The 23,540-nt window shown below is 42.2% G+C and carries 20 protein-coding genes; 7 read left to right on the plus strand and 13 right to left on the minus strand.

Going from position 1 to position 23,540, the window contains the following annotated elements; all coding sequences use genetic code 11:
* Positions 1 to 278: 278 nt before the first annotated feature.
* Positions 279 to 770, minus strand: a complete 492-nt coding sequence (locus Q4D72_RS07190; RefSeq protein ID WP_303077061.1) for a metallophosphoesterase — start codon at positions 768 to 770, stop codon at positions 279 to 281.
* Between the two features lie 30 nt (positions 771 to 800).
* The gene (locus Q4D72_RS07195; protein WP_303077062.1) at positions 801 to 2,165 is read right to left on the minus strand and encodes a DASS family sodium-coupled anion symporter; all 1,365 of its coding nucleotides are present in this window, start codon (positions 2,163 to 2,165) and stop codon (positions 801 to 803) included.
* A gap of 198 nt (positions 2,166 to 2,363) precedes the next feature.
* On the opposite strand from Q4D72_RS07195, the gene Q4D72_RS07200 reads away from it, so the two are divergent.
* Entirely contained in the window at positions 2,364 to 3,704 is a 1,341-nt protein-coding gene (locus Q4D72_RS07200) for a UDP-glucose/GDP-mannose dehydrogenase family protein (protein ID WP_303077063.1), read from the plus strand.
* Between the two features lie 36 nt (positions 3,705 to 3,740).
* Positions 3,741 to 4,598 (plus strand): NAD-dependent epimerase/dehydratase family protein, encoded by an 858-nt coding sequence (locus Q4D72_RS07205; RefSeq protein ID WP_303077064.1) that lies wholly within the window; start codon positions 3,741 to 3,743, stop codon positions 4,596 to 4,598.
* A gap of 61 nt (positions 4,599 to 4,659) precedes the next feature.
* On the opposite strand, the gene Q4D72_RS07210 is transcribed toward Q4D72_RS07205, so the two are convergent.
* Positions 4,660 to 5,625, minus strand: coding sequence for a lytic transglycosylase domain-containing protein (locus Q4D72_RS07210; protein ID WP_303077065.1), 966 nt, complete (start codon positions 5,623 to 5,625; stop codon positions 4,660 to 4,662).
* Positions 5,626 to 5,785: 160 nt separating this feature from the next.
* Here Q4D72_RS07210 and Q4D72_RS07215 point away from each other — a divergent pair, with 160 nt between their 5' ends.
* The 4 genes from Q4D72_RS07215 to Q4D72_RS07230 all read left to right on the plus strand — a co-directional run bounded on the left by Q4D72_RS07215 (position 5,786) and on the right by Q4D72_RS07230 (position 9,415).
* On the plus strand, positions 5,786 to 6,796 hold the full coding sequence (locus Q4D72_RS07215) for a 3-oxoacyl-ACP synthase III family protein (protein ID WP_303077066.1): 1,011 nt from the start codon (positions 5,786 to 5,788) through the stop codon (positions 6,794 to 6,796).
* Between the two features lie 42 nt (positions 6,797 to 6,838).
* Positions 6,839 to 8,020 carry a dicarboxylate/amino acid:cation symporter gene (locus tag Q4D72_RS07220; RefSeq protein ID WP_303077067.1) on the plus strand — a complete coding sequence of 394 codons (1,182 nt, stop codon included), beginning with the start codon at positions 6,839 to 6,841 and terminating at the stop codon, positions 8,018 to 8,020.
* Positions 8,021 to 8,281: 261 nt separating this feature from the next.
* Positions 8,282 to 8,959, plus strand: coding sequence for a GTP cyclohydrolase I FolE (folE, locus tag Q4D72_RS07225; protein ID WP_303077068.1), 678 nt, complete (start codon positions 8,282 to 8,284; stop codon positions 8,957 to 8,959).
* A gap of 15 nt (positions 8,960 to 8,974) precedes the next feature.
* Positions 8,975 to 9,415, plus strand: a complete 441-nt coding sequence (locus Q4D72_RS07230) for a 6-carboxytetrahydropterin synthase (RefSeq protein WP_303077069.1) — start codon at positions 8,975 to 8,977, stop codon at positions 9,413 to 9,415.
* Between the two features lie 168 nt (positions 9,416 to 9,583).
* Here the strand turns inward: Q4D72_RS07230 and Q4D72_RS07235 are convergent, their stop codons facing one another.
* The 7 genes from Q4D72_RS07235 to rimO form a co-directional block, all read right to left on the minus strand.
* Positions 9,584 to 11,029 (minus strand): Ig-like domain-containing protein, encoded by a 1,446-nt coding sequence (locus Q4D72_RS07235; protein ID WP_303077071.1) that lies wholly within the window; start codon positions 11,027 to 11,029, stop codon positions 9,584 to 9,586.
* Between the two features lie 183 nt (positions 11,030 to 11,212).
* Entirely contained in the window at positions 11,213 to 12,031 is an 819-nt protein-coding gene (pyrF, locus tag Q4D72_RS07240; RefSeq protein WP_303077073.1) for an orotidine-5'-phosphate decarboxylase, read from the minus strand.
* A gap of 30 nt (positions 12,032 to 12,061) precedes the next feature.
* A complete protein-coding gene (locus tag Q4D72_RS07245; RefSeq protein ID WP_303077075.1) occupies positions 12,062 to 12,847 on the minus strand; it encodes a DUF6261 family protein in 786 nt (261 codons plus the stop codon).
* A 461-nt stretch (positions 12,848 to 13,308) separates the two neighbouring features.
* Complete coding sequence (prfA, locus tag Q4D72_RS07250) at positions 13,309 to 14,382, minus strand: peptide chain release factor 1 (protein ID WP_303077076.1); 1,074 nt, start codon at positions 14,380 to 14,382, stop codon at positions 13,309 to 13,311.
* A gap of 389 nt (positions 14,383 to 14,771) precedes the next feature.
* Positions 14,772 to 15,428 carry a leucyl/phenylalanyl-tRNA--protein transferase gene (aat, locus tag Q4D72_RS07255; RefSeq protein ID WP_303077078.1) on the minus strand — a complete coding sequence of 219 codons (657 nt, stop codon included), beginning with the start codon at positions 15,426 to 15,428 and terminating at the stop codon, positions 14,772 to 14,774.
* A 2-nt stretch (positions 15,429 to 15,430) separates the two neighbouring features.
* Positions 15,431 to 15,919 (minus strand): DUF3127 domain-containing protein, encoded by a 489-nt coding sequence (locus Q4D72_RS07260; RefSeq protein WP_303077079.1) that lies wholly within the window; start codon positions 15,917 to 15,919, stop codon positions 15,431 to 15,433.
* An 80-nt stretch (positions 15,920 to 15,999) separates the two neighbouring features.
* Complete coding sequence (gene rimO / locus Q4D72_RS07265; RefSeq protein WP_303077080.1) at positions 16,000 to 17,301, minus strand: 30S ribosomal protein S12 methylthiotransferase RimO; 1,302 nt, start codon at positions 17,299 to 17,301, stop codon at positions 16,000 to 16,002.
* A gap of 264 nt (positions 17,302 to 17,565) precedes the next feature.
* On the opposite strand from rimO, the gene mtaB reads away from it, so the two are divergent.
* Entirely contained in the window at positions 17,566 to 18,891 is a 1,326-nt protein-coding gene (mtaB, locus tag Q4D72_RS07270; protein WP_303077081.1) for a tRNA (N(6)-L-threonylcarbamoyladenosine(37)-C(2))-methylthiotransferase MtaB, read from the plus strand.
* Positions 18,892 to 19,198: 307 nt separating this feature from the next.
* Here the strand turns inward: mtaB and Q4D72_RS07275 are convergent, their stop codons facing one another.
* The 3 genes from Q4D72_RS07275 to Q4D72_RS07285 are packed head-to-tail and all read right to left on the minus strand — an operon-like array spanning position 19,199 to position 23,376.
* Complete coding sequence (locus Q4D72_RS07275; protein WP_303077083.1) at positions 19,199 to 21,499, minus strand: penicillin-binding protein 1A; 2,301 nt, start codon at positions 21,497 to 21,499, stop codon at positions 19,199 to 19,201.
* Between the two features lie 14 nt (positions 21,500 to 21,513).
* Positions 21,514 to 21,987, minus strand: coding sequence for a gliding motility lipoprotein GldH (locus tag Q4D72_RS07280; RefSeq protein WP_303077085.1), 474 nt, complete (start codon positions 21,985 to 21,987; stop codon positions 21,514 to 21,516).
* A 6-nt stretch (positions 21,988 to 21,993) separates the two neighbouring features.
* On the minus strand, positions 21,994 to 23,376 hold the full coding sequence (locus Q4D72_RS07285; RefSeq protein ID WP_303077086.1) for a regulatory iron-sulfur-containing complex subunit RicT: 1,383 nt from the start codon (positions 23,374 to 23,376) through the stop codon (positions 21,994 to 21,996).
* Positions 23,377 to 23,540: the final 164 nt, after the last annotated feature.

The following is a 23,540-nucleotide window of genomic DNA, read 5'->3' on the forward strand; positions in this document are numbered from 1 at the left end:
TTGCGTTGCGCGGTGTTGAGTTTGCGTTGCGCGGTGTCGATGTTGAGTTCCCCGTTGTTTATTTTATGTTTCCAAGTGTTTATGTTGCGTTGTGTTTTATCTTTGTCAAAGTTCCAAACTTTGACAAAGGTTTTTTGAGCGTTCTTGCGTATAAAAAAAATGTCCTAATCGGACATTTTTTGTTTTATGTTGTGTTCCCTGTTGTTTATGTTGCGTTGCATTTTACCTTTGGCAAAGTTCCAAAACTTTGCCAAAGGTTTTTTATACAAGAGGAAGTATTATTTTTCAAACTCGATGATTTGCAGGTTCTTTATTTCGGTAGCATCAATTTCAAACTGCAACATCGTGCGCACTTTTTGCCATCCGTATTTGCCCACCGCACCCGGATTTAGGTGCAGGAGCTTGTAATCGGGGTCGTACATCACCTTTAAAATATGCGAATGACCCGAAATAAAGATTTTGGGTGTTTTTTTCAGAATTTCACTCTTTGCCAGCGGACTATATTTCTTAGGATAACCGCCGATGTGCAACATCAGCACTTCGGTTTGCTCACATACAAAGCGATTGACTTCCGGAAATTGCCTGCGGATGTCTGCCCCGTCAATGTTTCCGTACACGCCCCGCAAGGGTTTTATCTTTTGCAATTCTTCGATGACTGCTACCGACCCGAAATCGCCGCAATGCCACACTTCATCAGCTTTTTCGGCGTGAGCAAGGATGCGCTCGTCCATATAAGCGTGTGTGTCGGAAAGTAGGAGTATTTTCTTCATTTATAGTTTATTAAATAAAACATTTTGTTCCTAAAACCAAAACCAATAGGCGATGGTTGCAATGAGCAATATGCTAAAAACATTGAGCAGTATGCCTGTCCGCACCATACTTTGCTGGCTCACCATTCCGGTTCCGTAGGCAATGGCATTTGGCGGGGTGGCAACGGGGAGCATAAAGGCACACGAAGCCCCGAGCCCGATGATTAATGACAGCCCGAGCGGATTCATATTCAATGCCTCGGCTATCGATATGAAAATTGGGACTAACAAGGCGGCGCTGGCGGTGTTTGAGGTGAACTCGGTGAGGAAAATAATAAAGGTGGCGACTAATATGCCGATTAGGTAATAATGTTTGCCCTCGATGAGTACCACGATGGCATCGACCATTGCCTTATCGGCGCCCGAGTTTTTGAGTATGGCGCTTAGGGTGAGTCCCCCGCCGAAGAGCATCAACACGCCCCAGTCGGTATTGTCCTGTACTTGTTTCCAGTCGGCAACCCCACTGATGCAAATCAGCACGGCGGCAATCATCGCCACGACCGAATCGAATTCTTTTATCGCTTCAATGTGTAAGATGCCCGTAAAGGCTTCGTTAATGTAACTCCCGAAAATCCAGCAGAGTGCCGTAGTGACGAAGATGGCTATGGTGATGTATTGTTTGGTGTTTAGTTTTTCGATTTTCTGTTTCGTATCAATTTTGATGTTCAGTTTGGGTTTGAAGATGATAAACAGCGTCAGGAACATCAAAGGCATTAAGCCTATCATTGCCGGAATGCCGTATTTGAGCCAATCGGCAAAGTTTAGATGCAATTGAGAAGCAACGATGGCGTTGGGCGGAGAACCTACAAGGGTGCCCATTCCGCCGATGTTGGCGCTATACGCAATGCCCAGAATCACAAAAGCGTATGTTCCCTTATGCGTATTGTAATCGATGGATTTTAACAAGCCGATGGCAAGCGGAATCATCATTGCCGTGGTTGCCGTGTTGCTGATGCCCATTGAAAGCAGGGCGGTTACCGAAAATAACAAGAAGATGGCGATGGTAAAGTTACCTTTTGCCAAGGTAATCACCCGATTGGCGATGTATTGGTCTAACCGTTGGACGCTCAATGCCGTTGCGATGGCAAATCCGCCGAAGAAGAGGAATATGGTGGGGTTGGCGAAGGCTTGCAGGGCGGGTTTGGTCTGTTCCAACCCGAAGAGAATGGCAAGCACCGGAACGAGCAAAGCCGTTATGGTGATGTGAATGGCTTCGGAAAGCCAAAGTATGGCAACAAACGCTAAAATAGCCAATCCTTTATTGACCTTTTCTTCATACGGAAGCAAAAAATAGAGCAAAACGGCGGTCAGTACGGCTGCCGCAATAACGAATGTTTTTTGAAGTTTTGGTTGCATATTATTTTTGGATTTAAATACGATTACAAAATTATTGAAAATAATCTTATTTTTTCGCATTTTAGCTGATTATTTTTTTTAGCATAAGAAAATTGCATTTTCAGAGGTTATTTTACGATTAAAAACGTATCTTTGCACAATTGCCGATGTGTGCCTGCCTGCTTGGCGGTATTGCATCATTAGTAATAGTGAATAAAAATGAAAATAGCAGTTATAGGAACGGGTTATGTTGGGTTGGTTTCAGGCACTTGCTTTGCCGAAGTGGGCAATCACGTAACTTGTGTGGATATTAATTCTGAAAAGATAGAAAATTTAAAACGCGGGATAATCCCTATTTATGAACCGGGACTTGAAGCGATGGTTTTGCGCAACGTGGCGAGTAAAAATTTGTTCTTTACAACGGATTTAGCCGCCGCCATTGCCGATGTGGAAGTGGTTTTCATTGCCGTAGGTACTCCGATGGGTGATGATGGTTCGGCAGATTTGCAGTACGTGCTTTCGGTTGCTCAATCCATCGGTGAGGCGATGCAAAACAATCTCATTGTGGTTAATAAATCGACCGTGCCCGTGGGTACGGTGGACAAGGTCAAAGCCGTCATTAACCGGATACTTCTAAAAAGAAACAGCCCGCTTGCATTTCACGTGGTTTCCAATCCCGAATTTTTAAAGGAAGGCAAAGCCATTCAAGATTTTATGAAACCCGACCGCGTGGTTATCGGTGCGGACAGCCAATACGCTTTGGATAAAATGAAAAGCCTTTACACATCGTTTTTTATGCAACACGAACGCTTCATTACGATGGATATACGCTCGGCGGAGATGACCAAATACGCCGCTAATGCGATGCTCGCCACCAAAATTTCGTTTATGAACGAAATTGCCAATATTTGCGAGCGCGTGGGGGCTGACGTGAACAAAGTGCGTTTGGGGGTAGGTTCCGATACGCGTATCGGTTACAGTTTTATTTATCCTGGTTGCGGTTATGGCGGTTCGTGTTTCCCCAAAGATGTGCTGGCGTTGAAAAAACTTTCGGAAGAAGTGGGCTATGACGCACAACTCATCACGGCAGTTGATAGCGTAAACCATCGGCAGAAGCGGGTTATCGCCCAAAAGGTTATAAACAAGTACGGAGATGACCTCTCGGGCAAAACCTTTGCCGTTTGGGGGCTTTCGTTTAAACCCGAAACTGACGATATGCGTGAAGCGCCTTCCATTTATGTTATAAAAGAACTTCTTAAACGCGGGGCAAGCATTCGGGCGTATGACCCCAAAGCCACGCACGAAGCAAAAACGTTTTACCTTAAAGGTCTGGACGTTACCTATTTTGAAAGTAAGTACGAAGCCCTAAAAGGAGCCGATGCGATGTTGTTACTCACCGAGTGGAAAGAGTTTCGTTCGCCCGATTTTGATGAAATAGCTAAGTTGCTCAAAGCGAAAGTCATTTTTGACGGTCGAAATCAGTACAACGCCTTCAATTTGCGCGACAAGGGTTTTGAGTACATTCAAATTGGCGTGCAATCAGAAAGTTACAACAAGTAAAATCACGATTAATCAAACAGAAAACAACAAAAACAGATGCAAAAAATATTGGTAACAGGCGGAGCGGGCTTTGTGGGTTCAAATCTTTGTAAAGCATTGGTTCAAAATCCCGAAAATCAGGTTTTTTCGTTGGATAATTATTTTACCGGAAGCCGCGAAAACCACATAAAAGGCGTGCATTACATCGAAGGAAGCACCGAGCATATTTTTGAATTGGTTGATTTTGCCCCCGACCTTATTTTTCATTTGGGCGAATACTCGCGGGTGGAACAAAGTTTTGATGATATCGATAAGGTTTTGCTTTTTAATAAGATAGGGACATCGAAGGTGCTGGAATTTTGCCGTCGTCATCGTTGTAAGTTGGTTTATGCCGGAAGCAGTACCAAGTTTGGCGATGGGGGTATCGGCAGGAATCAAAGTCCGTATGCGTGGTCAAAATCATCAAACACCGAGCTTATTAAAAATTACGGCGATTGGTATGGGCTTAATTACGCGATTGTCTATTTTTACAACGTATACGGGCAAGGTGAAATAAAGGAAGGAAAGTACGCCACGCTCATTGCACTTTTTGCCGAAAAAATGCGTCGGGGCGAAGCGCTTACCGTAGTTTCACCCGGCACGCAACAACGTAACTTTACGCATATTGACGATATCGTAAACGGATTGCTGCTCGTGGGCGAAAAGGGGCAAGGCGATGAGTATGGCATCGGTAATAAAGAAACGTACACCGTGTTGGAAATTGCCCAAATGTTTGGCGGCACTATTGAGATGCTTCCCGAGCGAAAAGGAAACCGAATGACCTCCGATGTGATTACCGAAAAAACCGAAGCCTTGGGCTGGAAAGCCGAAAAGTGCATCAAAACGTATATCAATCAGGTGCTTGACACGCTTTAAGGTTGCCGTCCGTTTGTGAACTATTGATTGTATTGTGTGTAATCCGGTGTTTTTTTTTTAATTATTTCTTCGGAATTTTAATGTAGTATATTTTTCCGGATTTGTTGTCCAATTTTCGGTCTCTCAACCACGAATTGTGAATTTTGAGTTCTTTGTACGTGATGTTGTATTGTTTGGCAAAATCAGCCAAGTTTTCAATGTTGCTGTCCACTTTTATGATGTATGTTGGCACTTCGTTGTACAGGTGTTTTTTCTCGAAGTGAAACCCGTATTGTTTGGGGTTTTTCATAATTTCTTTCACGGCCAAAATCCTGAAAACATAGCGTGAGGTCTCGGAATTGAGCCATAAATCGTAATAATTGTTGGTTTGCTGTGCAGTGGTTTGACGCGTCATTCCGGCAACTCCGGCGTTGTAGGCAGCGGCAGCCATCGTCCAACTTCCGGTGCTTTCTTTGGCTTTTTTTAGGTAATCACAAGCCGCTTGGGTAGCTTTTTCCAAGTGATAACGCTCATCAACTGTGGCACTTACTTCCAATCCGTGTTCAATGGCGGCTGTCTTCATAAATTGCCAAAAACCGCTGGCTCCCGAAGGCGAAACCACGTCAAGTAGTCCACTTTCAATCAAGGCTAAATATTTAAAATCGTCCGGAATTCCGTTGCGTTTTAAAATCGGTTCAATTATGGGAAAATATTTGTTTGACCGCTTAATTAGCAGTAAACCATTGGATTGCCAATAGGTGTTTACCAAAAATTCCCTGTCAAGTCGCTCATACACATCAGGGATTTCCAGCGGAACCCGTTCACCGGCAAAATCCATTTCGGTTGGTAAATCAACTGCGTGAACTTTGTATCCGTTCACGCGGTCAATATCCTGATTTTTAGAATAAATTCCATCGGCTGTGTCCGAGAAATCTTCTCTTTCAAAAATGTTGTTTTCTTCATTGGTGATTGCTACTGCATTAATCAAAAATCCTGATACACAGGCAACTCCCAGTCCGTAAAGTATATTTTGTATTGCTTTTTTCATTTTCTTCTATCCGTAAAATTATGTGATTGTTTGGCTGCTATAAGCTCGAAAATTAAGGTGCAAATATCTTACTATTTTTTTGATTTATAAAAAGATTTCGTTTTCTTTTTTTGCTAATAGAAAAAATAACCTTACCTTTGGAGAAAATTGTAATCAGATTATGACATATCATTCAAAAATTAAAGGCTTGGGATTTTACGTCCCTGATAATATAGTTACAAATGACGATTTATCAAAACTGATGGACACCAGTGATGAATGGATTCAGGAACGTACTGGAATTCAGCAACGTAGACACGTCATTAAAGGCGAAGATACCACCACCAGTATGGGCGTTAAGGCAAGTTTGAAAGCCATTCAAAATGCGGGAATTGACAAAGACGATATTGATTTTATCATTTTCGCTACGCTAAGCCCCGATTATTATTTTCCCGGTTGTGGTGTGCTGGTACAGAAAGAGTTAGGTTTGAAAACCGTTGGGGCTTTGGACATTCGCAACCAATGTTCCGGATTTGTTTACGCTCTTTCCATTGCCGACCAATACATAAAAACCGGAATGTACAAAAATATTTTGATTATCGGCTCGGAAACCCAATCCCCCGGTTTGGATTTTTCCACACGCGGGCGTAATGTTTCGGTGATTTTTGGCGACGGAGCGGGGGCGGCCATCGTGTCGCGGGAAACCAATCCCGAAAAAGGAATTTTATCCACCCATTTGCACAGCGAAGGTTTTCACGCCGAAGAACTCGCTCTTATCGCTCCGGGAATTGCAAAACGCTGGGTTACAGACATTGTTGCCGAAAACGACCCCGACGATGTGAGTTATTTCCCCTATATGAATGGGCAACACGTTTTTAAAAATGCGGTCGTTCGCTTTTCCGAAGTTATTCAAGAGGGATTAAAAAACAACGGATTAACACCAAAAGATATTGATATGTTAATTCCGCATCAGGCAAATTTACGTATTTCGCAATTTATTCAACAGAAATTCGGACTTTCGGATAATCAGGTTTTTAATAATATTATGAAATACGGAAATACCACGGCGGCATCAATCCCCATTGCCTTAACGGAAGCCTATTACGAAGGAAAAATCAAAGAAGGTGATTTGGTTGTTTTGGCTGCTTTTGGTAGCGGATTTACGTGGGCAAGTGCCATTATCCGATGGTAAACACCTAAAAATGAATATATTTTAACCATAAAAACAAACAATATGAAATTACTTAACAATCTTTTATTCAGGGTTTTTATAGCCATTTTAATCGGGATTGCCGTAGGGCTTTACGCTCCGCTGTGGCTGAACCGTATTTTTATGACTTTCAATAAGTTATTTGGAAGTTTTCTCGGTTTTTCAATTCCGCTCATCATTATGGGGCTTGTGATGCCTGCCATTGCCGAATTGGGTAAAAACGCAGGAAAATTGCTTTTTGCAACGGTTGTGATTGCGTATTCATTTACGCTTTTTTCAGGGTTTTCAACCTATTTTGTGGGCAGTGCCATTTTTCCTGCCTTGCTTGGCGACCATAGCGTGGCTTCCACAGAAGTGAGTGAGCGGGCATTGGAGGCATTTTTTACCATCAATATTCCGCCGATTCTTGATGTAATGAGTGCTTTGGTGTTGGCTTTTATGGTAGGTATCGGTCTTTCGTTGAAAAGTAATTCCACTTTGGGCGAAGTTCTGAAAGATTTCAGAGATATCATTACGCAAGTAATTGAAAAAGTGATTATTCCGTTGCTTCCTTTTTACATTATGAGTATTTTCTCTGAGATTGCCTATGGCGGAAAAGTAGCTTCGGTAATTGATGTTTTCTTTAAGATTATCGGTGTTATTTTTGTGATGCACTTTGCCTTGCTTATTCTGCAATTTATTTTGGCGGGATTGATTTCGGGCAAAAATCCGATAAAATCACTTATGACGATGTTGCCTGCCTATGCTACGGCTCTCGGAACACAATCATCGGCGGCTACAATTCCCGTTACGTTGCAACAAGTTATCAAATTGGGGGTGCCTGAACGAATTGCAGGTTTTGTTGTGCCGCTTTGTGCAACGATTCACCTATCGGGAAGCACGATGAAAATTACTGCCTGTGCAATGGCTTTAATGCTGATGAATGGGCAAACCGTTGATTTTGCGTCTTTTTCGGGACTTATTATGATGATGGGCATTATGATGGTAGCGGCACCGGGCGTTCCGGGTGGAGCGATTATGGCTGCTTTGGGGCTTTTGCAATCAATGTTGGGGTTTGATACGCAACAACAAGCTTTAATGATAGCCCTTTACATTGCGATGGACAGCTTTGGAACGGCGTGTAACGTAACCGGTGATGGTGCGGTATCGCTAATTGTAAATCGGCTTAATAGCCTTTTCGGGAAGAAATCCCCTTTGGGAGCGTAGTCCGATGCCTTTTAGAGCGTGTCAGTTGATGAAAAACAATCGCTTGCTTGGCTTCCTTCCGATGAAATAACAAATCGTAATGAAATTAAGTGCCTATTAATTAACGGAATAAGCCCCTGTAATTGTAGGCGCTTACCTTTTGCATAAGTTTTTCGTATGTAACTATCAATAAAAAGTACTTTTCCTTATGCAAGGTTTCAAATTAAAGCCTTATCTTTGCCCACTTTTAATATAAAACAATAATAGTAAGACTTTAAGAAGATGATTGACAAACGAATATTAGACGATGATGACATCTTTGGTGACAATCACGCCACAACATCTGCCAAAACACCCTTGCGCCCCGATGCTTTTGACAAGCCGGACGCACAAAAAATAGTTGAGATAGAGAGCCACGTGCGCCAGATTATGCTCACGTTGGGCTTAGACCTAACCGACGACAGCCTCAAAGGAACGCCTAAACGCGTGGCGAAGATGTTCGTTGAGGAAATATTTGCAGGTTTGCACCCCAACCGCCGACCTTCGGCTTCCACTTTTGACAATAGTTACCGTTACGGAGAGATGTTAGTGGAGAAGAATATCGTGGTGTATTCCACCTGTGAGCACCATTTGTTGCCCATAATCGGGAGAGCGCACGTCGGGTACATCTCTAACGGTAAGGTAATCGGGCTCTCGAAGATGAACCGCATCGTTGAGTACTATGCCAAACGACCGCAGGTGCAAGAGCGACTAACCTTGCAAATCGTGCAAGAGATGCAGCAAGCCCTCGGAACCGAGGATGTGGCGTGCGTAATTGACGCTAAACACCTCTGCGTGAACTCTCGCGGTATCAAAGATATCGAAAGCAGTACCGTTACTGCCGAGTTTGGCGGTCGATTTAAAGAATTAGCCCTTCGGAAGGAGTTTTTGGACTATATCAAATTAGAAACCAAATTTTAAGAACCAACCTTTCCGATGGAAGAAGTAACCCCCGAGAACAAAGCGAACAGGGCAAAGGTCAGCCGAGTAGCCCATTTCAACGCCGCCCATAGGCTGTACAATCCTCAATGGAGCGAGCGGGAAAACCAAAACATATTTGGGTTGTGTGCCAATCCGCATTATCACGGGCATAACTATGAACTCATCATATCGGTGGAAGGAACCATTGACCCCGAGACAGGCTTCGTGATGGATATGAAACGCTTGAAAGACCTCATTGCCGAGCATATCGAAAAGCCATTCGACCATAAAAACCTAAACTTGGAGGTTGCCGAGTTCAAAACACTTAACCCAACAGCCGAGAACATAGCCGTGGTGATATGGAACAGACTGCGCCGACACTTGCCAAACCACCTGCAACTCGAGGTAGTGGTCTATGAAACGCCCCGAAACTTCGTTACCTATACCGGAGGTTAGTTTCCCAAGGTTTTAAAAAACCGTTTCGGGAGTGTGAAGAAACAGCCGGAGACTTCGCTTCTATGCCTAAACCGGATAAAATACCTAAATTAAATATCCCTTATCAACCTTTTACAGCCTGATAAGGGATATTTTATGTTTTAAGAAGTAGCTTTGTGTCTTTGTAGCTTAGTCCGTTACGGTTACTTTGATGCTACATTCAGTTGGATTTTCATTCTCCAAGCTGTTGGAGTAGCTTGCGCGTAGGGTAAACGTGCCTGTACGGGTTGCTTTTAATACTCCGTCACGTACTTCTGCCAAATTACTTGGTTTTTCATCCCTTAAACTAAATCTGATAGTTACATACGGGCTTTGTGACTTACCATTACGTATTGTTTCAACCAGTTTATCTCCGTTGAAAGTAGTTACCTCCAATTGAAGTGACGTATTTTTCTTTATGGAAAGTTCTCCGTTGTTATCGAGATTGTTAATTTTTAGTTTGGTAACCAGCTTAATAGCCTTGATGTTGATGCTGCTTTCCGCTCCGAAGCCATCATTAGCAGTGGCAGTGATGGTTGCTTCACCTTCTTGCAGTACTTCATAGTTACCTGATTTATCAATTTTAACAACCGAAGGGTTGCTTGAACGCCACGAAAGTGTGTTATCACTAGCTCCGAACTGCGGGTTAGCCCCTGTAACATCTGCATTGAGCTTTCCTTTATGACCTACTTCCGTTTTGAAACTATCTCCGAATATGATTTGTATAGACTGCACGGGGTTTACTGCCCAAATGGTTACTTGTGCCGATACCTCACTGCCGTCGGTAGCCTTTGCCGTGATGGTAGCCTTACCGTTCGCAACGTTTGAAACGTGGATATTTCCGTCATTATCTACCCTTACAACACTTGGATTATCAGATGTCCACGTTAGTTGCTTGTTTGTGGCATTCTCAGGGTGGATTGTGTACTCCAACTTGGCACCTTTCCCGATAGGATATTTCACTTGTGAACCAAACTCAATACGGTTTACCAATACGTTTTTAGGGCTTACCGCCACGCCCAAAGCCTTTGTAGCCTTTCCGGAAGTAACTGTAACGGTTGCCGTACCGGCTGCTTTGGCATTGATAGTGAAAACGTTGTCTTGGGTACTTACCGTAACGATGTTCGTATCTGATGATGTAACTTCAAACTTGGTAACTTTTTCACCACTGACAGTAACTTGTTTGTTTTCGCCTTCAAGCATTGTAACGGGCGATTTCTCTGAAAGTTCAATGACGGGTAGCTCTTCCTCTTGGTTTTTAGGGTTTACCGACACACTCAAAGCCTTTGTAGCCTTTCCGGAAGTAACTGTAACGGTTGCCGTACCGGCTGCTTTGGCATTGATAGTGAAAACTTTATCTTTGGTACTTACCGTAACAATATTCGAATCGGATGTTGTAACTTCAATCTTCTCAACATATTGCCCGCTAACCGTAACTTCTTTGCTTTCGCCTTCAAGCATTGTAACGGGTGATTTCTCTGAAAGTTCAATAATTGATATCTTTTCAATAACAATAGGTGCATCTTTCTCTTTGGTTGAACAGGCTACGACAGCCAGAAGTAAGGCACAGAGTGCCCAGATTGCATTTTTTCTCATTTGTTTTATATTTAAGTAATCTTTATTATCCTGCTTTTGCGTGTCGGAATTCCCAAGTAGGGAAATCGCTATTTTCCTTCGTGTGGAAAAAGTGCGCAAAGGTACGAAAAATAACCGGCTTTCAGCCCTTTTAAGAAAAGTTTGTGAAACAAATAACCTTCCTTTAAGAAGCCGAAGTTACCTTTATCTGACCCACTTTTCCATCTGTGACTGCAATTTATAAGCCTCCGCTGCCGCTTTTTCAGCAAAATCACTACCCGAAGATGCAAAAAGTATGCCACGAGAGGAGTTTATCAGTAGTCCGATATCCTCATTGATGCCGTATTTGCATACCTCATCAAGGCTACCGCCCTGTGCGCCAACACCCGGAACAAGCAAAAAATGCTTCGGAATTATTTTCCGAACTGCTTGCAGATAGCTTGCCTTGGTAGCACCTACCACATACATCAGGTTTTGAGCATTCTTCCACCCCTGTGAAGTGGTCAATACCTCTTTGTAAAGCTCCCTTTGACCTTCCTGAATTAGCTTCGTTTGGAAATCAAAAGCCCCTTCATTAGAGGTAAGTGCCAGCAGTATGGTTACTTTATCAGCAAACGACAGAAAAGGTTCCACCGAGTCTTTCCCCATATAGGGCGCAACCGTAACGCTGTCAAAATTCATATCTTCAAAAAAGGCTTTTGCATACATTGAAGACGTATTTCCGATATCACCCCGCTTAGCATCGGCTATGGTGAACATATCCGGATAAGTTTCCTTAATATACCTTACGGTACGGTCAAGTGCTGTCCAGCCTTTTATTCCGTAGGCTTCATAGAATGCTGTATTGGGTTTGTAAGCCACGCAGTAGGGTGCGGTGGCATCGATAATGGCTTTGTTAAAGGCAAAGATAGGGCAATCGGCATCTAAAAGGTGCTTCGGAATTTTTTGCAAATCCACATCAAGTCCCACACATAAAAACGATTTCTTTCGGCGAATGACTTCAATTAGTTTTGAAATGGTCATAATAATACAATCTACTGGTTTAGTGCTTACTTAATTGCTCTCGGTCATTTCGTTACTACCCTCAATATCTGCTGAACTGCTTATGGATTTGTTGCTATTAGCCTGAGCTAAGCGTTGTTTATTTGCAGAAATCGTCTCGGCAATCAATCCGTTGAGTAAATCGATGAATTTTTTACTCTCGGCAGACTGTTGTAGCAGGTAAGTGGCGTATGCACACTTACTGATGTACTTATAGAGTGCATTGGCTTCACGCCGTACTTTATTGGTGTTAATTAAGGCATTGGTAAGCTTGTCTTCCCGTCTTCCAGAAACGTGCTTTTGGTAGTTTTTATTGGCTTCTTCAAGTGCCTCGATAGTCTTTTCAAAGCCGATGATGCTTGCGTAAGGCGCCAGATTAGGCTTACGGATGTCGATAAGCAAGCCGGTAATGGCATTTGTTTTCTGGCGGGTAGGGATGCTTTGAATCCCAATATAGTTTTTTAGGTTTATGTATAAGATATCGGCAGCTTCCTTACGTTTCGGGTCGATGTTGTTGCGTTCAACACGAAGAACGGACATTAGGTACACAATGTACTTGCTTCGTTCTTTGTCATAATCGGCAATCTTGGGGGTTTCGGTACTAAAACGTGTCTGTTTCGTAGCTTCGGTAAGGTCATTGAGGAAGCCTTTCATTGAAGTGATAACACTTTCCTCTACATTGATAGCCTCAGGGGTAGTTTCCTTAATCAAACCAAGTAAGGTTTCAACAAACTGAGCATACTCCAAATTGTTTAGAGAGTCTAATGTGATAGACTTGATGTTTAAGATATTTTTCATAAGAACACTTTTTTTGGGTTATTTTTAGATGACAAACGTACAAAAATAGTTTTATAATAGCAATAAGTTTAACGAAAGATTAACATTTGAGGTGTTTTGTGATGGGGAATATGCTTTTAAAAGTAACCTAATTAGGCTTTAAGTGCTTAAATGTAGTTCGATATAACTTCTAAATATACCTGTGAGTTGTTAAAATATTATTCCTATCTTTTAGGAAGGAATACTAAACTGCCTTAATGTAGTTTCCTTATTCTTAGGAAGGATACTTTTTGTTAGTAAAGTTTGAAAGATATAACTTAGGAATATAACTTTGGGTACTTAAAAGTGCTTTCTGAATATTTAGGAATGTGACTTTGTCTATATTGGCTTAGGTGACTAACTATTATGAATGTATTTTTAGATATAAAAAGCCCGCTTGCAAGGTTATTGCAAGCGGGTTCTTTTAAGTGGAATATGAGATATTAGAAAACATCACTTTCTTTGAGCTTCTCGGTGTTTTCGGCGAGTTGCAGTTCGTCAATCAAGCGCTGTACGTCGCCATTGATAACATTCTGCAAATCGTATAATGTAAGCCCGATACGATGGTCGGTAACGCGCCCTTGCGGATAATTATAGGTGCGAATCTTGGCACTGCGGTCACCGCTTGAAACCATACTCTTACGAAGCGCGGAGTCGGCTTCCATTTTTTTGGCTAATTCCATTTCGTAGAGTCGTGAACGAAGCACTTTCAGAGCTTTATCAAGGTTTTTGTGTTGTGACTTTTCGTCCTGACAGCGAACCTCGATGCCCGTAGGTATGTGCTGCAACTGTATAGCTGAATATGTGGTGTTCACGGACTGCCCTCCGGGACCTGTGGAGGTCGTTCTGATGATTTTAACGTCTGCCATATCCAGTTCCACGTCAAATTCTTCGGCTTCGGGGAGTACCATCACGGTCGCCGCCGAGGTGTGCACCCGCCCTTGGGTCTCGGTCTGCGGTACCCGCTGCACCCTGTGAACGCCTGCTTCGAACTTCAACGTGCCATAGACGTTATCTCCGGTAACCTCAAAGATGATTTCTTTGTACCCACCCGAAGTTCCTTCGTTAAAATCCATCACTGAAGTGTTCCAACCTTTTGATTGGCAGTACTTGGTGTACATTCGGTAAAGGTCGCCGGCAAAGATTGACGCCTCGTCGCCCCCTGTGCCGGCACGGATTTCCATCACGGCGTTCTTGGCATCTTCGGGGTCTTTGGGTATGAGCATAAATCGGATGTCTTCTTCGAGCTTTGGTAGCTTTTCTTTGGCTTCTTCGAGTTGCATTTTTGCCATTTCTACCATTTCGGGGTCAGACTCGCTGGCTATGATTTCTTCGGCTTCACTGATGTTTCCGGTGATGATGATGTACTCTTCCCGCTTGTCAATGAGTTCTTTTAGTTCTTTGTACTCTTTATTTAGCTGAATGTACCGCTTTTGGTCGGCAATGATGTCCGGTTGAATGATAAGGTCGGATACTTCATCAAACTTTTGTTTTACGATATTTAGTCTGTCAAGCATTTTATTGTGTTTAAATGTTTGTTATGTTTATAAAAAGTGGCGCAAAGATAACAAAAACGCATTGTAAATAACCTTTGTATTTATTGTTTTCGATGCTTAAGAGCTTTGTAGCCGGTGTTGGTTGTGTAATTACCCTGCTTTTAGCGTTTTGAAACGATCGTCGGATGTTTGTTTTGATGCCTTTTTAAGGGTTAAAGTTCTGTTCATAAGTTGGCATTTGCTTTTTCAGTGCCTTTGAATTACGCTTGTATTATTTAGGAAGCTAACTTTGTATAGGCTGAAATTGCTCTTGTGTCCTTTCGGAACGATACTTTGACTTCCTGAAATTTGATTCTAATTTTTATGAACCTACCTTTGTTGGGTTGTTAGCCCATTTTTGAATCGTTATTTTATGGATTGATAGGGTAGGGGCTTGTGTTGTTATTTACGATAGCCAAGAAATCACGCCTCGGGATGTGTTCAGCACCCAGTTTTTCGAGATAATCGCTATGCACTTGGCAGTCGATAAGCTCAAGTTGCGGGTTTTCTTGCACAAAAGAGATGAATCCGTATTGTGAAGCGTTATTTTCTTTGCTAAACATACTCTCTCCGCAAAATAGGTTGCCTACCTTTATACCGTACAAACCACCTACGAGTGTACCTTCTTTCCAAACTTCAACCGATTGGGCGTACCCCATTTGATGTAGTTCGGCATACTTTTGCATCATTTCGGGGTGTATCCACGTGCCGTCTTGGTCTTTCCGAGTGATGCGGGCGCAGTTTGTAATCACTTCCTCAAAGCATTGGTTGTACGTAACTTGGTAGGGTTTCTTACGGAACATCCTTCGCATATGTTTAGATATGTGTAGCTTCTGAGGGAACAGTACAAAGCGCGGGTCGGGTGACCACCACAAGATGGGGTCATCTTCGTTATACCACGGGAAAATGCCCTTGTGATAGGCTTCGAGCAACCTTTCAGTGGTCAACGTAAAGTTATATGCCACAATTCCTTCTGCCGAGGCAAGCTCAGGAGAAGGAAAAGGGGTTTTATCTTCTAAATAAATCAACCTTAGAATGGTAAATCGTCAAAATCTTCGTTATTTGTTTGTTGCGTAGTTTGGAAACCGCCCGCCGGAGGTGGTGCCTGTTGGTAGGCTTGCTGTGGCGGATAAGGTTGCTGATAGGGCTGCTGTGGCGGGTAGCCCTGTTGAAACTGCTGCGGAGGCATCATTTGCTGTGGCGGGTACTGTTGGAAGCCTTGCGGTTGTTGCTGGTACTGGGCTTCCAAGTCCTCAATGCGCCATCCTTGTAACGAGTTGAAGTACTTAGCCTCTCCCTGTGGGTTAATCCACTCTCTTCCACGTACATTAAAGCTTATTTTTACCAATTGCCCAATGCGGAAAGTATCAAGCAAGGCACATTTATCTTGGGTAAATTCAAAGATAATGAACTGTGGGTATTGTTCCTCAGTGGTGATGACAACCTCTCGCTTTTGAAAGCCATTCGCCCCAAAGGTTTGGATGGCAGAAATGTGTTTTATACGTCCTTGTAATTCCATATTCTTATGAGTTTTGCAAACTGAATTTCACAAAAGTAATACTTTAAATTGAAAAATCGGGTATGTTTTGGTTTAATTTTTTATATCGGTTCGGCATAAAGGTCGTAATCGGCTGCTTCAATGACTTTTACGTTAATAAATTCGCCTGTTTTAACGTAGTGTTTTTTGGCGTCGATTAGCACTTCGTTATCCACGTCGGGGGAATCATATTCGGTACGCCCGATGAAATAATTTCCTTCTTTTCGGTCGATAAGGCAACGGAAGGTTTTCCCGATTTTCTGCTGATTGAGTTCCCACGAAATTTGCGATTGAATTTCCATTATCTCGTTGGCTCGCTGTATTTTAACCTGTTCGGGAACATCATCAACCAAGTTGTAGGCGTGCGTGTTTTCTTCGTGACTATACGTGAAGCACCCCAATCGGTCGAAACGCATTTCTTTTACAAATTCTTTGAGCGTATTGAAATCTTCTTCGGTTTCCCCCGGATATCCTACAATTAATGTGGTGCGGATAGCCATTTCGGGAAGTTTTTGCTTGAATTCGTTTAGTAATTTTGTTGTTTTTTCTTTGGTCGTACCGCGTCGCATACTTTTCAAAATGGAATCGGAAATGTGTTGCAACGGAATATCCAAATAATTACAGATTTTCGGCTCTTGCTTCATCACTTCGATAACGTCCATCGGGAAGCCCGTCGGGAAGGCGTAATGCAGGCGAATCCACTCAATGCCATCCACTTTTACCAAAGCCCGCAACAAATCGGCAAGTTTTCGTTCTTTATAAAGGTCTAATCCATAATAGGTTAAGTCTTGTGCGATGAGAATCAGCTCTTTAACTCCTTTGGCAGCGAGTTTTTCGGCTTCGGTAACCAAATCTTCAATGGGCGTACTTCGGTGGCTTCCACGCATTAGCGGAATGGCACAAAAGCTGCACGGGCGGTCGCAACCTTCGGCAATTTTCAGATAGGCGTAATTCTTTGGCGTTGTGGTAAGTCGCTCACCGATAAGCTCGTGTTTGTAATCGGCTCCCAAAACTTTTAGCAAAGTGGGTAGTTCCGTAGTTCCGAAATATTGGTCCACATCGGGGATTTCTTTTTCCAAATCGGGTTTGTAACGCTCACTCAAACAGCCCATTACGTATACTTTATCCACAAGCCCTTCTTCTTTGCGTTGCACATAATCCAAAATGGTGTTGATGCTTTCTTCTTTGGCATTGTTGATAAAACCGCAAGTGTTGATAACCACAATGTTACCTTCTTTTTCGTGAACAACTTCTTTACCGCCTGCTTTGAGTTGCCCCATCAAAACCTCACTGTCATACACGTTTTTGGAACAACCCAGCGTAACTACGTTGATAACGTTTTTCTTTATCGATTTGGTTCTCATCTTTCAAACTGATTTTTCGGGGGGCAAAGGTATTTATTTTTTTTGACTTTGACGGACTTCTGTTTTAGAACAATTATAAATTAGATGTTTTTTTAACATAAGGCTCGATAGTAAATTGGAATGCCGATGTACTAATTTTGATAGGTAAGACTACAAGCTAACTTGTTTTATGTCAGTGATACATATAAATATATTGAAAATTAATGTTTTGATGAATTGAAAAAAACGTATCTTTGTCGCCTTGAAAAAATAAGATAAAACGAAATGATTTTGTCAGAAGATAAAAAAAAGGTGGCTTTTTACACATTGGGCTGCAAGCTGAATTTTTCTGAAACTTCAACCATTGCCCGAAGTTTTGAAAATGAAGGCTTTTTGCGTGTTGATTTTGAGGAAGTTGCCGATATATACGTAATCAACACCTGTTCCGTAACTGAAAATGCCGATAAGCAATTTAAGCAAATTGTGCGTAAAGCATTGAAAACAAATGAAAAAGCATTTGTGGCGGCTGTGGGTTGTTATGCACAACTTAAACCCGAAGAATTGGCTGCCGTTGATGGGGTTGATTTGGTTTTGGGGGCAAAAGAGAAGTTTGACATCACCCAATACATTGATGATTTAACGAAAAACAACGAAGGGCAAGTGCATTCGTGTGAAATTTCGGAAACTGATTTTTACGTCGGGAGTTATTCCATCGGTGACAGAACCCGTGCTTTTTTAAAGGTACAAGACGGTTGCGATTATAAATGCACTTACTGCACCATCCCGATGGCACGAGGAATTTCACGCAGTGACACCATAGCCAATGTGTTGAAAAATGCCCAAAAAATTTCAGAACAAGGCATCAAAGAAATTGTGCTAACGGGCGTAAACATAGGTGATTATGGCAAAGGTGAGTTCGGAAATAAAAAACACGACCATACTTTTTTGGAATTGGTGCAGGCGTTGGATACGGTGCAAGGCATCGAGCGCTTGCGAATTTCGTCAATAGAACCCAATCTGCTCAAAGATGAAACCATTGATTTTGTGGCAAAAAGTAAAGCGTTTGTGCCTCATTTTCACGTTCCTTTGCAAAGCGGAAGCAACGATATATTAAAGAAAATGAAACGTCGTTACTTGCGTGAATTGTATCAAAGTCGGGTGCAAAAAATTAAGGAAACAATGCCGCACGCCTGTATCGGTGCCGATGTAATTGTTGGGTTCCCCGGTGAAACAGATGCTCATTTTTTGGAAACGTATCATTTTTTAAGCGAGCTTGATGTATCTTATTTACACGTGTTTACCTATTCGGAACGCGACAATACCGAAGCCGTGTTGATGGAGGGCGTCGTGCCCGATGCCGTTCGTGCCAAACGCAGTAAAATGCTCAGAGGGCTTTCTGCCAAAAAACGAAATGCTTTCTATCAGAGTCAGTTAGGGACTGAACGTACCGTTCTTTTTGAGAGCGAAAACAAACAGGGATACATTCACGGATTTACTGAAAATTATATCAAGGTAAAAACCCCTTGGAATCCGGCGTTGGTCAATACGCTTCACAAAGTAAAACTCACCAAAATTGATTCGGACGGAATGGTGCGTTTTGAATTTTTATAGCTAACCCAAAAAGATTGTTAATTCTTCCCTCCTCACATCAAAACGAACTGACTATAATAGGGTTCATTAAGGTATTAAATAGTGTTCATTAAGGTATTTAATAGTGTTCGGAAGGGTATTTTATTATTTTATATCAATTTTTTGAGAGAAATATAGCCAATTTAAGACAGATTGTTGTATTAATTCCCTTATTTGAAGCAGAATTTTAGGTAAAAACAGATAGGTTATATAACTATTTCCTGTAAAAAGAAAGGGCATTGAATTTTGGAAATTAATTCAATGCCCTTTGTTTATGTTTGTTTCGTACCTAAAAATCAATCTGACCGAAATCGTCTCCCGAGTTGCTTGCCTGTTCTTTTGAGCAATCCGTGATGATTTCCATATTTTCAGGAGCGGGGAAAGGTGATTTTGAAACGTTTAGGTCTTTATCTTCGTAACATTTCTTCATATAATATCCCCAAATGGGAAGTGCCATTGTAGCTCCTTGCCCGTAGGCAGTTCCTCTGAAATGCACCGAACGGTCTTCACCGCCTACCCAAACGCCTGTTACCAAGTTCGGTACCATTGCCATAAACCAACCGTCGCTGTTGTTTTGCGTGGTTCCTGTTTTGCCTGCAATGGGGTTGGTGAAGGCATACGGATATCCTGTCATTACATTTTTATACAGGCTGTTATATGAATCAGCGCCTTTGGTTCTGAGCCTTGCACCCGAGCCGTATTGGGTTACGCCTTCCATCAGGTTCACCACGGCGCGAGCCACGTCGGCACTGACCACATCGTGCGTTTCGGGTGTGTTTTCAAACAAAACGGTTCCGTTTTTGTCCTCAATGCGCGTTACCAAAGTGGGTTTGACGTACACGCCTTCGTTGGCAAAAGTGCTGTAAGCGCCAACCATTTCGTAAACCGTTACGTCAGAAGTTCCCAGTGCGATAGACGGCACTTCGGGAATTTGGGAAGTAATGCCTAAATTGCGAACCATATTGATAACGGGAACCGGACCTACTTTATCCATTAAATTCACCGTGATGGAGTTCACCGAGTTTGCCAAGGCATATTTTAGTGACATTGATTTTCCGGAGAAACTTCCGTTTGAGTTTTTGGGGCACCAAGCTGTTGCGTTTCCGTATTTTTCGGCTTCAATGCAGGTTTGAATATCAGGAAGTTCATAGCAGGGCGAATAATGCAATTGGTCGATGGCGGTTGCGTAGACGAAAGGCTTGAAGGTCGAACCTGTTTGGCGCGCACCTTGAATTACTTGGTCATACTGAAAGTGTTTGTAATTAATGCCTCCTACCCAGGCTTTTATGTGTCCGGTTTGTGGTTCCATTGACATCATTCCGGTGCGTAAAAAGGCTTTGTAATACAAGATGGAATCGCGCGGAGTCATAACGGTGTCTTTTTCACCTGCCCACGAAAAGATGCGCATTTCAGTTTCTTTTGTGAATGATTCCCTGATTTCTTTTTCGGAATGCCCCGATGCTTTCATTTTCCGCCAGCGCTGCGAATTTTTCATAGCCCGCTCAATGAGTGAGGCATACTCATCTTTTGAAACTTCCAAAAACGGAAAAGTTTTATTCTTTTTGGGATTATTTTCGGCATCAAAGGCTTTTTGAAGGCGTTGCATATGCTCACGTACAGCGATTTCGGCATAGGTTTGCATTTTTGAATCAATGGTCGTGTACACTTTCATTCCGTCTAAATAAAGATTGTGTTTGCTGCCGTCGGGTTTCGGATTTTTTTCAATCCATTCCTTCATATAAGAGCGTAAATATTCTCTGAAATAAGTGGCGATGCCTTCGTTATGGCTTTCGGGTGTGAAGTTGATTTTCAGCGGAATTTGCTGTAATGAATCTTTTACTTTTTGTGAGATATAGTTGTTTTTTGCCATTTGTGCCAGCACCACGTTTCGGCGGTTGGTAACGCCCTGAGGATTGCGAACGGGGTTGTAAAGTGATGAATTTTTGAACATTCCCACCAGTACGGCGCTTTCTTCAACTGACAAATCCTGTGGTTCTTTATCGAAGTAAATACGGGCTGCCGAACGTATGCCATCAGCTTGGTAACCAAAATCATAGATGTTGAAGTACATCGTTAAGATTTCTTCTTTGGTGTATTGGGTTTCCAATCGGGTAGAGATGACCCACTCCTTAATTTTTTGGGTATAGCGTTCCAATCCGCGTGCTTTTGTTCCGTGAAATAGCTGTTTGGCAAGCTGTTGCGTGATTGTTGAGGCGCCGCCTTTGCTTCCCAGATAAGCAATGGCGCGGAGTGTACCGCGAACGTCAATGCCTGAGTGTTCATAAAAACGCTCATCTTCGGTGGCGACGAGTGCATCGACCAAATGTTTGGGTAAGTCTTTGAATTTAACCGGAGTACGGTTGTCATCTAAATAAAACTTGCCCAGTGTTTTTCCGTCGGCACTGACAATTTCGGTAGCCAAATTGGTTTCAGGGTTTTCAAGTCGTTTGAAATCAGGCATTTCTCCAAAAAATCCCCACGAGGCGAACAGAAACAGCAATACAACGAGCACAATGCCACCGGCAAACACGCGCCAAAACCATTTGGCAATCGGATTGATATTTTTATCAGTATTTGTTTTTTTTGACATAATTATATTGATTATTAGTTGATTGTTTCAATTCGTAAACCTACTTCCGTGATGCCTTCCAATTGTTCAATACCTTCATTCTCACCGATTTTACGCATAGCCTGTTCAATTCGGAGAGTGTATTTTCCTTTTGCGGGAAATGAAAATTTTTCTTTGTACCACAATTTACTTTCTTTCACGGCTGAATATCCGTAGCCAAGCCAAGTTCCGTCGGGGGTTGCCATTTCGTACTGTAATGTATCAATAATCACTTTATTGTCAGGTTGTTCCAATCGGGTGATTACAAACAGATTACTAAACGGATATGCTTCGTTGTTTCGTAACATTATAAACATATTTTTTTGTGCAAGTGAATCTTGTTCAAATTGAAAAACAACGGGTTGCGATTTATTCCAACCATCGGAAATAGAAACATATTCAGTGTATTCAACATTGGTTGAACAACTTGCAAAGAAAATGAATACTAAAAGTAATTGTACGATTCTCATTTTTTGTTATTTTTCTTTGTTGGTATTGTTGCGGTTATGGTTGGGTTTGCGTTTAAAATTGGTGTTTTTTGAGTCTTTCAACTTCTTCGGATTGTTTTGAACCTCTTTTTTGGGGTTCGGATTTGCTTTTTTGGGTTCTTTTTGAACTTTTGTGGTTGTTTGATTTTCTGTTGGTTCTTTTGGTTTTTTCGGTGTTTTTACATTTTTTTGATTGTTTGTGTTCTTAGCCGTGTTTTGCCCTTTTTGAGCGTTTGTTTTGTTGTTTTTTTGGTTTTTCTTTCTGTTTTTCTTGGGTTTATCAAATCGGGTAATGTCTTCCTCAACAACTTCCTTGATGTCACCATTTAATGAGGAGGTCATTCCCAAATTATCACTCACAATGGCATAATCTTCCAATGCGATTGTTTTTTGCGCGGCGTTTAGGGTGATGATTTCCTTAACGCTGTCCACTGAAATTTTGTACCAGTTGGTAGGGGCTTCGTCATAGGTGAACCACATCAAACGCTTGAAAATATCGATTTTTTGACAGCTTGCTTTTCCTTTGGAAGTCAGTAGTTTAATGTCGGTTTTCGGAAAATCTTTCAGGGCATCTAAGTAAGTGTCAAGTTCAAAATTGATGCAACATTTGAGCTTTCCGCACTGCCCAGCCAATTTTTGCGGATTGAGCGAAAGTTGTTGATAACGAGCCGCTGCGGTGGTTACGGTTCTAAAATCGGTAAGCCAAGTGGAGCAACACAGTTCACGTCCGCACGAACCAATTCCGCCCAGTCGGGCAGCCTCTTGTCGGAAACCAATTTGCCGCATTTCAATGCGAATGGCAAAAGCCCGCGCCATATCTTTGATTAATTGCCGGAAATCAACGCGCCCTTCGGCAGTATAGTAAAACGTAGCTTTTGAGCCATCTCCTTGAAACTCAACATCTGATATTTTCATTTCCAACCCCAAGGCAATTGCCAGCTCACGCGATTGTTTCTGTACGGATTCTTCCTTGTCTCGCGCTTCCTTCCAAACGTCAATATCCCGCTGGTTTGCTTTGCGGTAAATTTTGGGTACGTTTTCACTCTCCCAGTTGATTTTGTGTTTTTTCATTTGCAAACGAACTAACTCGCCGGTCAGGGTAATAACGCCCACATCGTGCCCCGAAGCGGCTTCGGTAGCAACCACATCACCGATTTGCAGAGGCAGTTTGTCGTGATTTCTGAAATATTCTTTTCGGCTGTTTTTAAAGCGTACTTCCACGCAATCAAATTTTTCTTGTCCGCCCGGAAGTTGTGTGTTGGCAAGCCAGTCAAAAACGGCTAATTTTCCGTTTGAACAACCGCCTGAACTGCAACCGCCTCCACAGCCGCAACCTTTTTTATCTTTTGTACTGCAATTATTGCAACTCATTTACTTTTAGTTTTTTAACAAAATCAGATGAGTAATCATCAGCATTTTGTGTATTTTGAATTCCCGTTAGTGTATTTAAACTTTTTGATATTTTTATGGCAAGTTATAAAAATTCAAACCGCAAAAATACAGATTTTTATTTTATTTTGGCGTAAACTCAATTT

It is taken from the genome of Capnocytophaga sp. (assembly GCF_030532915.1).
Lineage (GTDB): Bacteria > Bacteroidota > Bacteroidia > Flavobacteriales > Flavobacteriaceae > Capnocytophaga.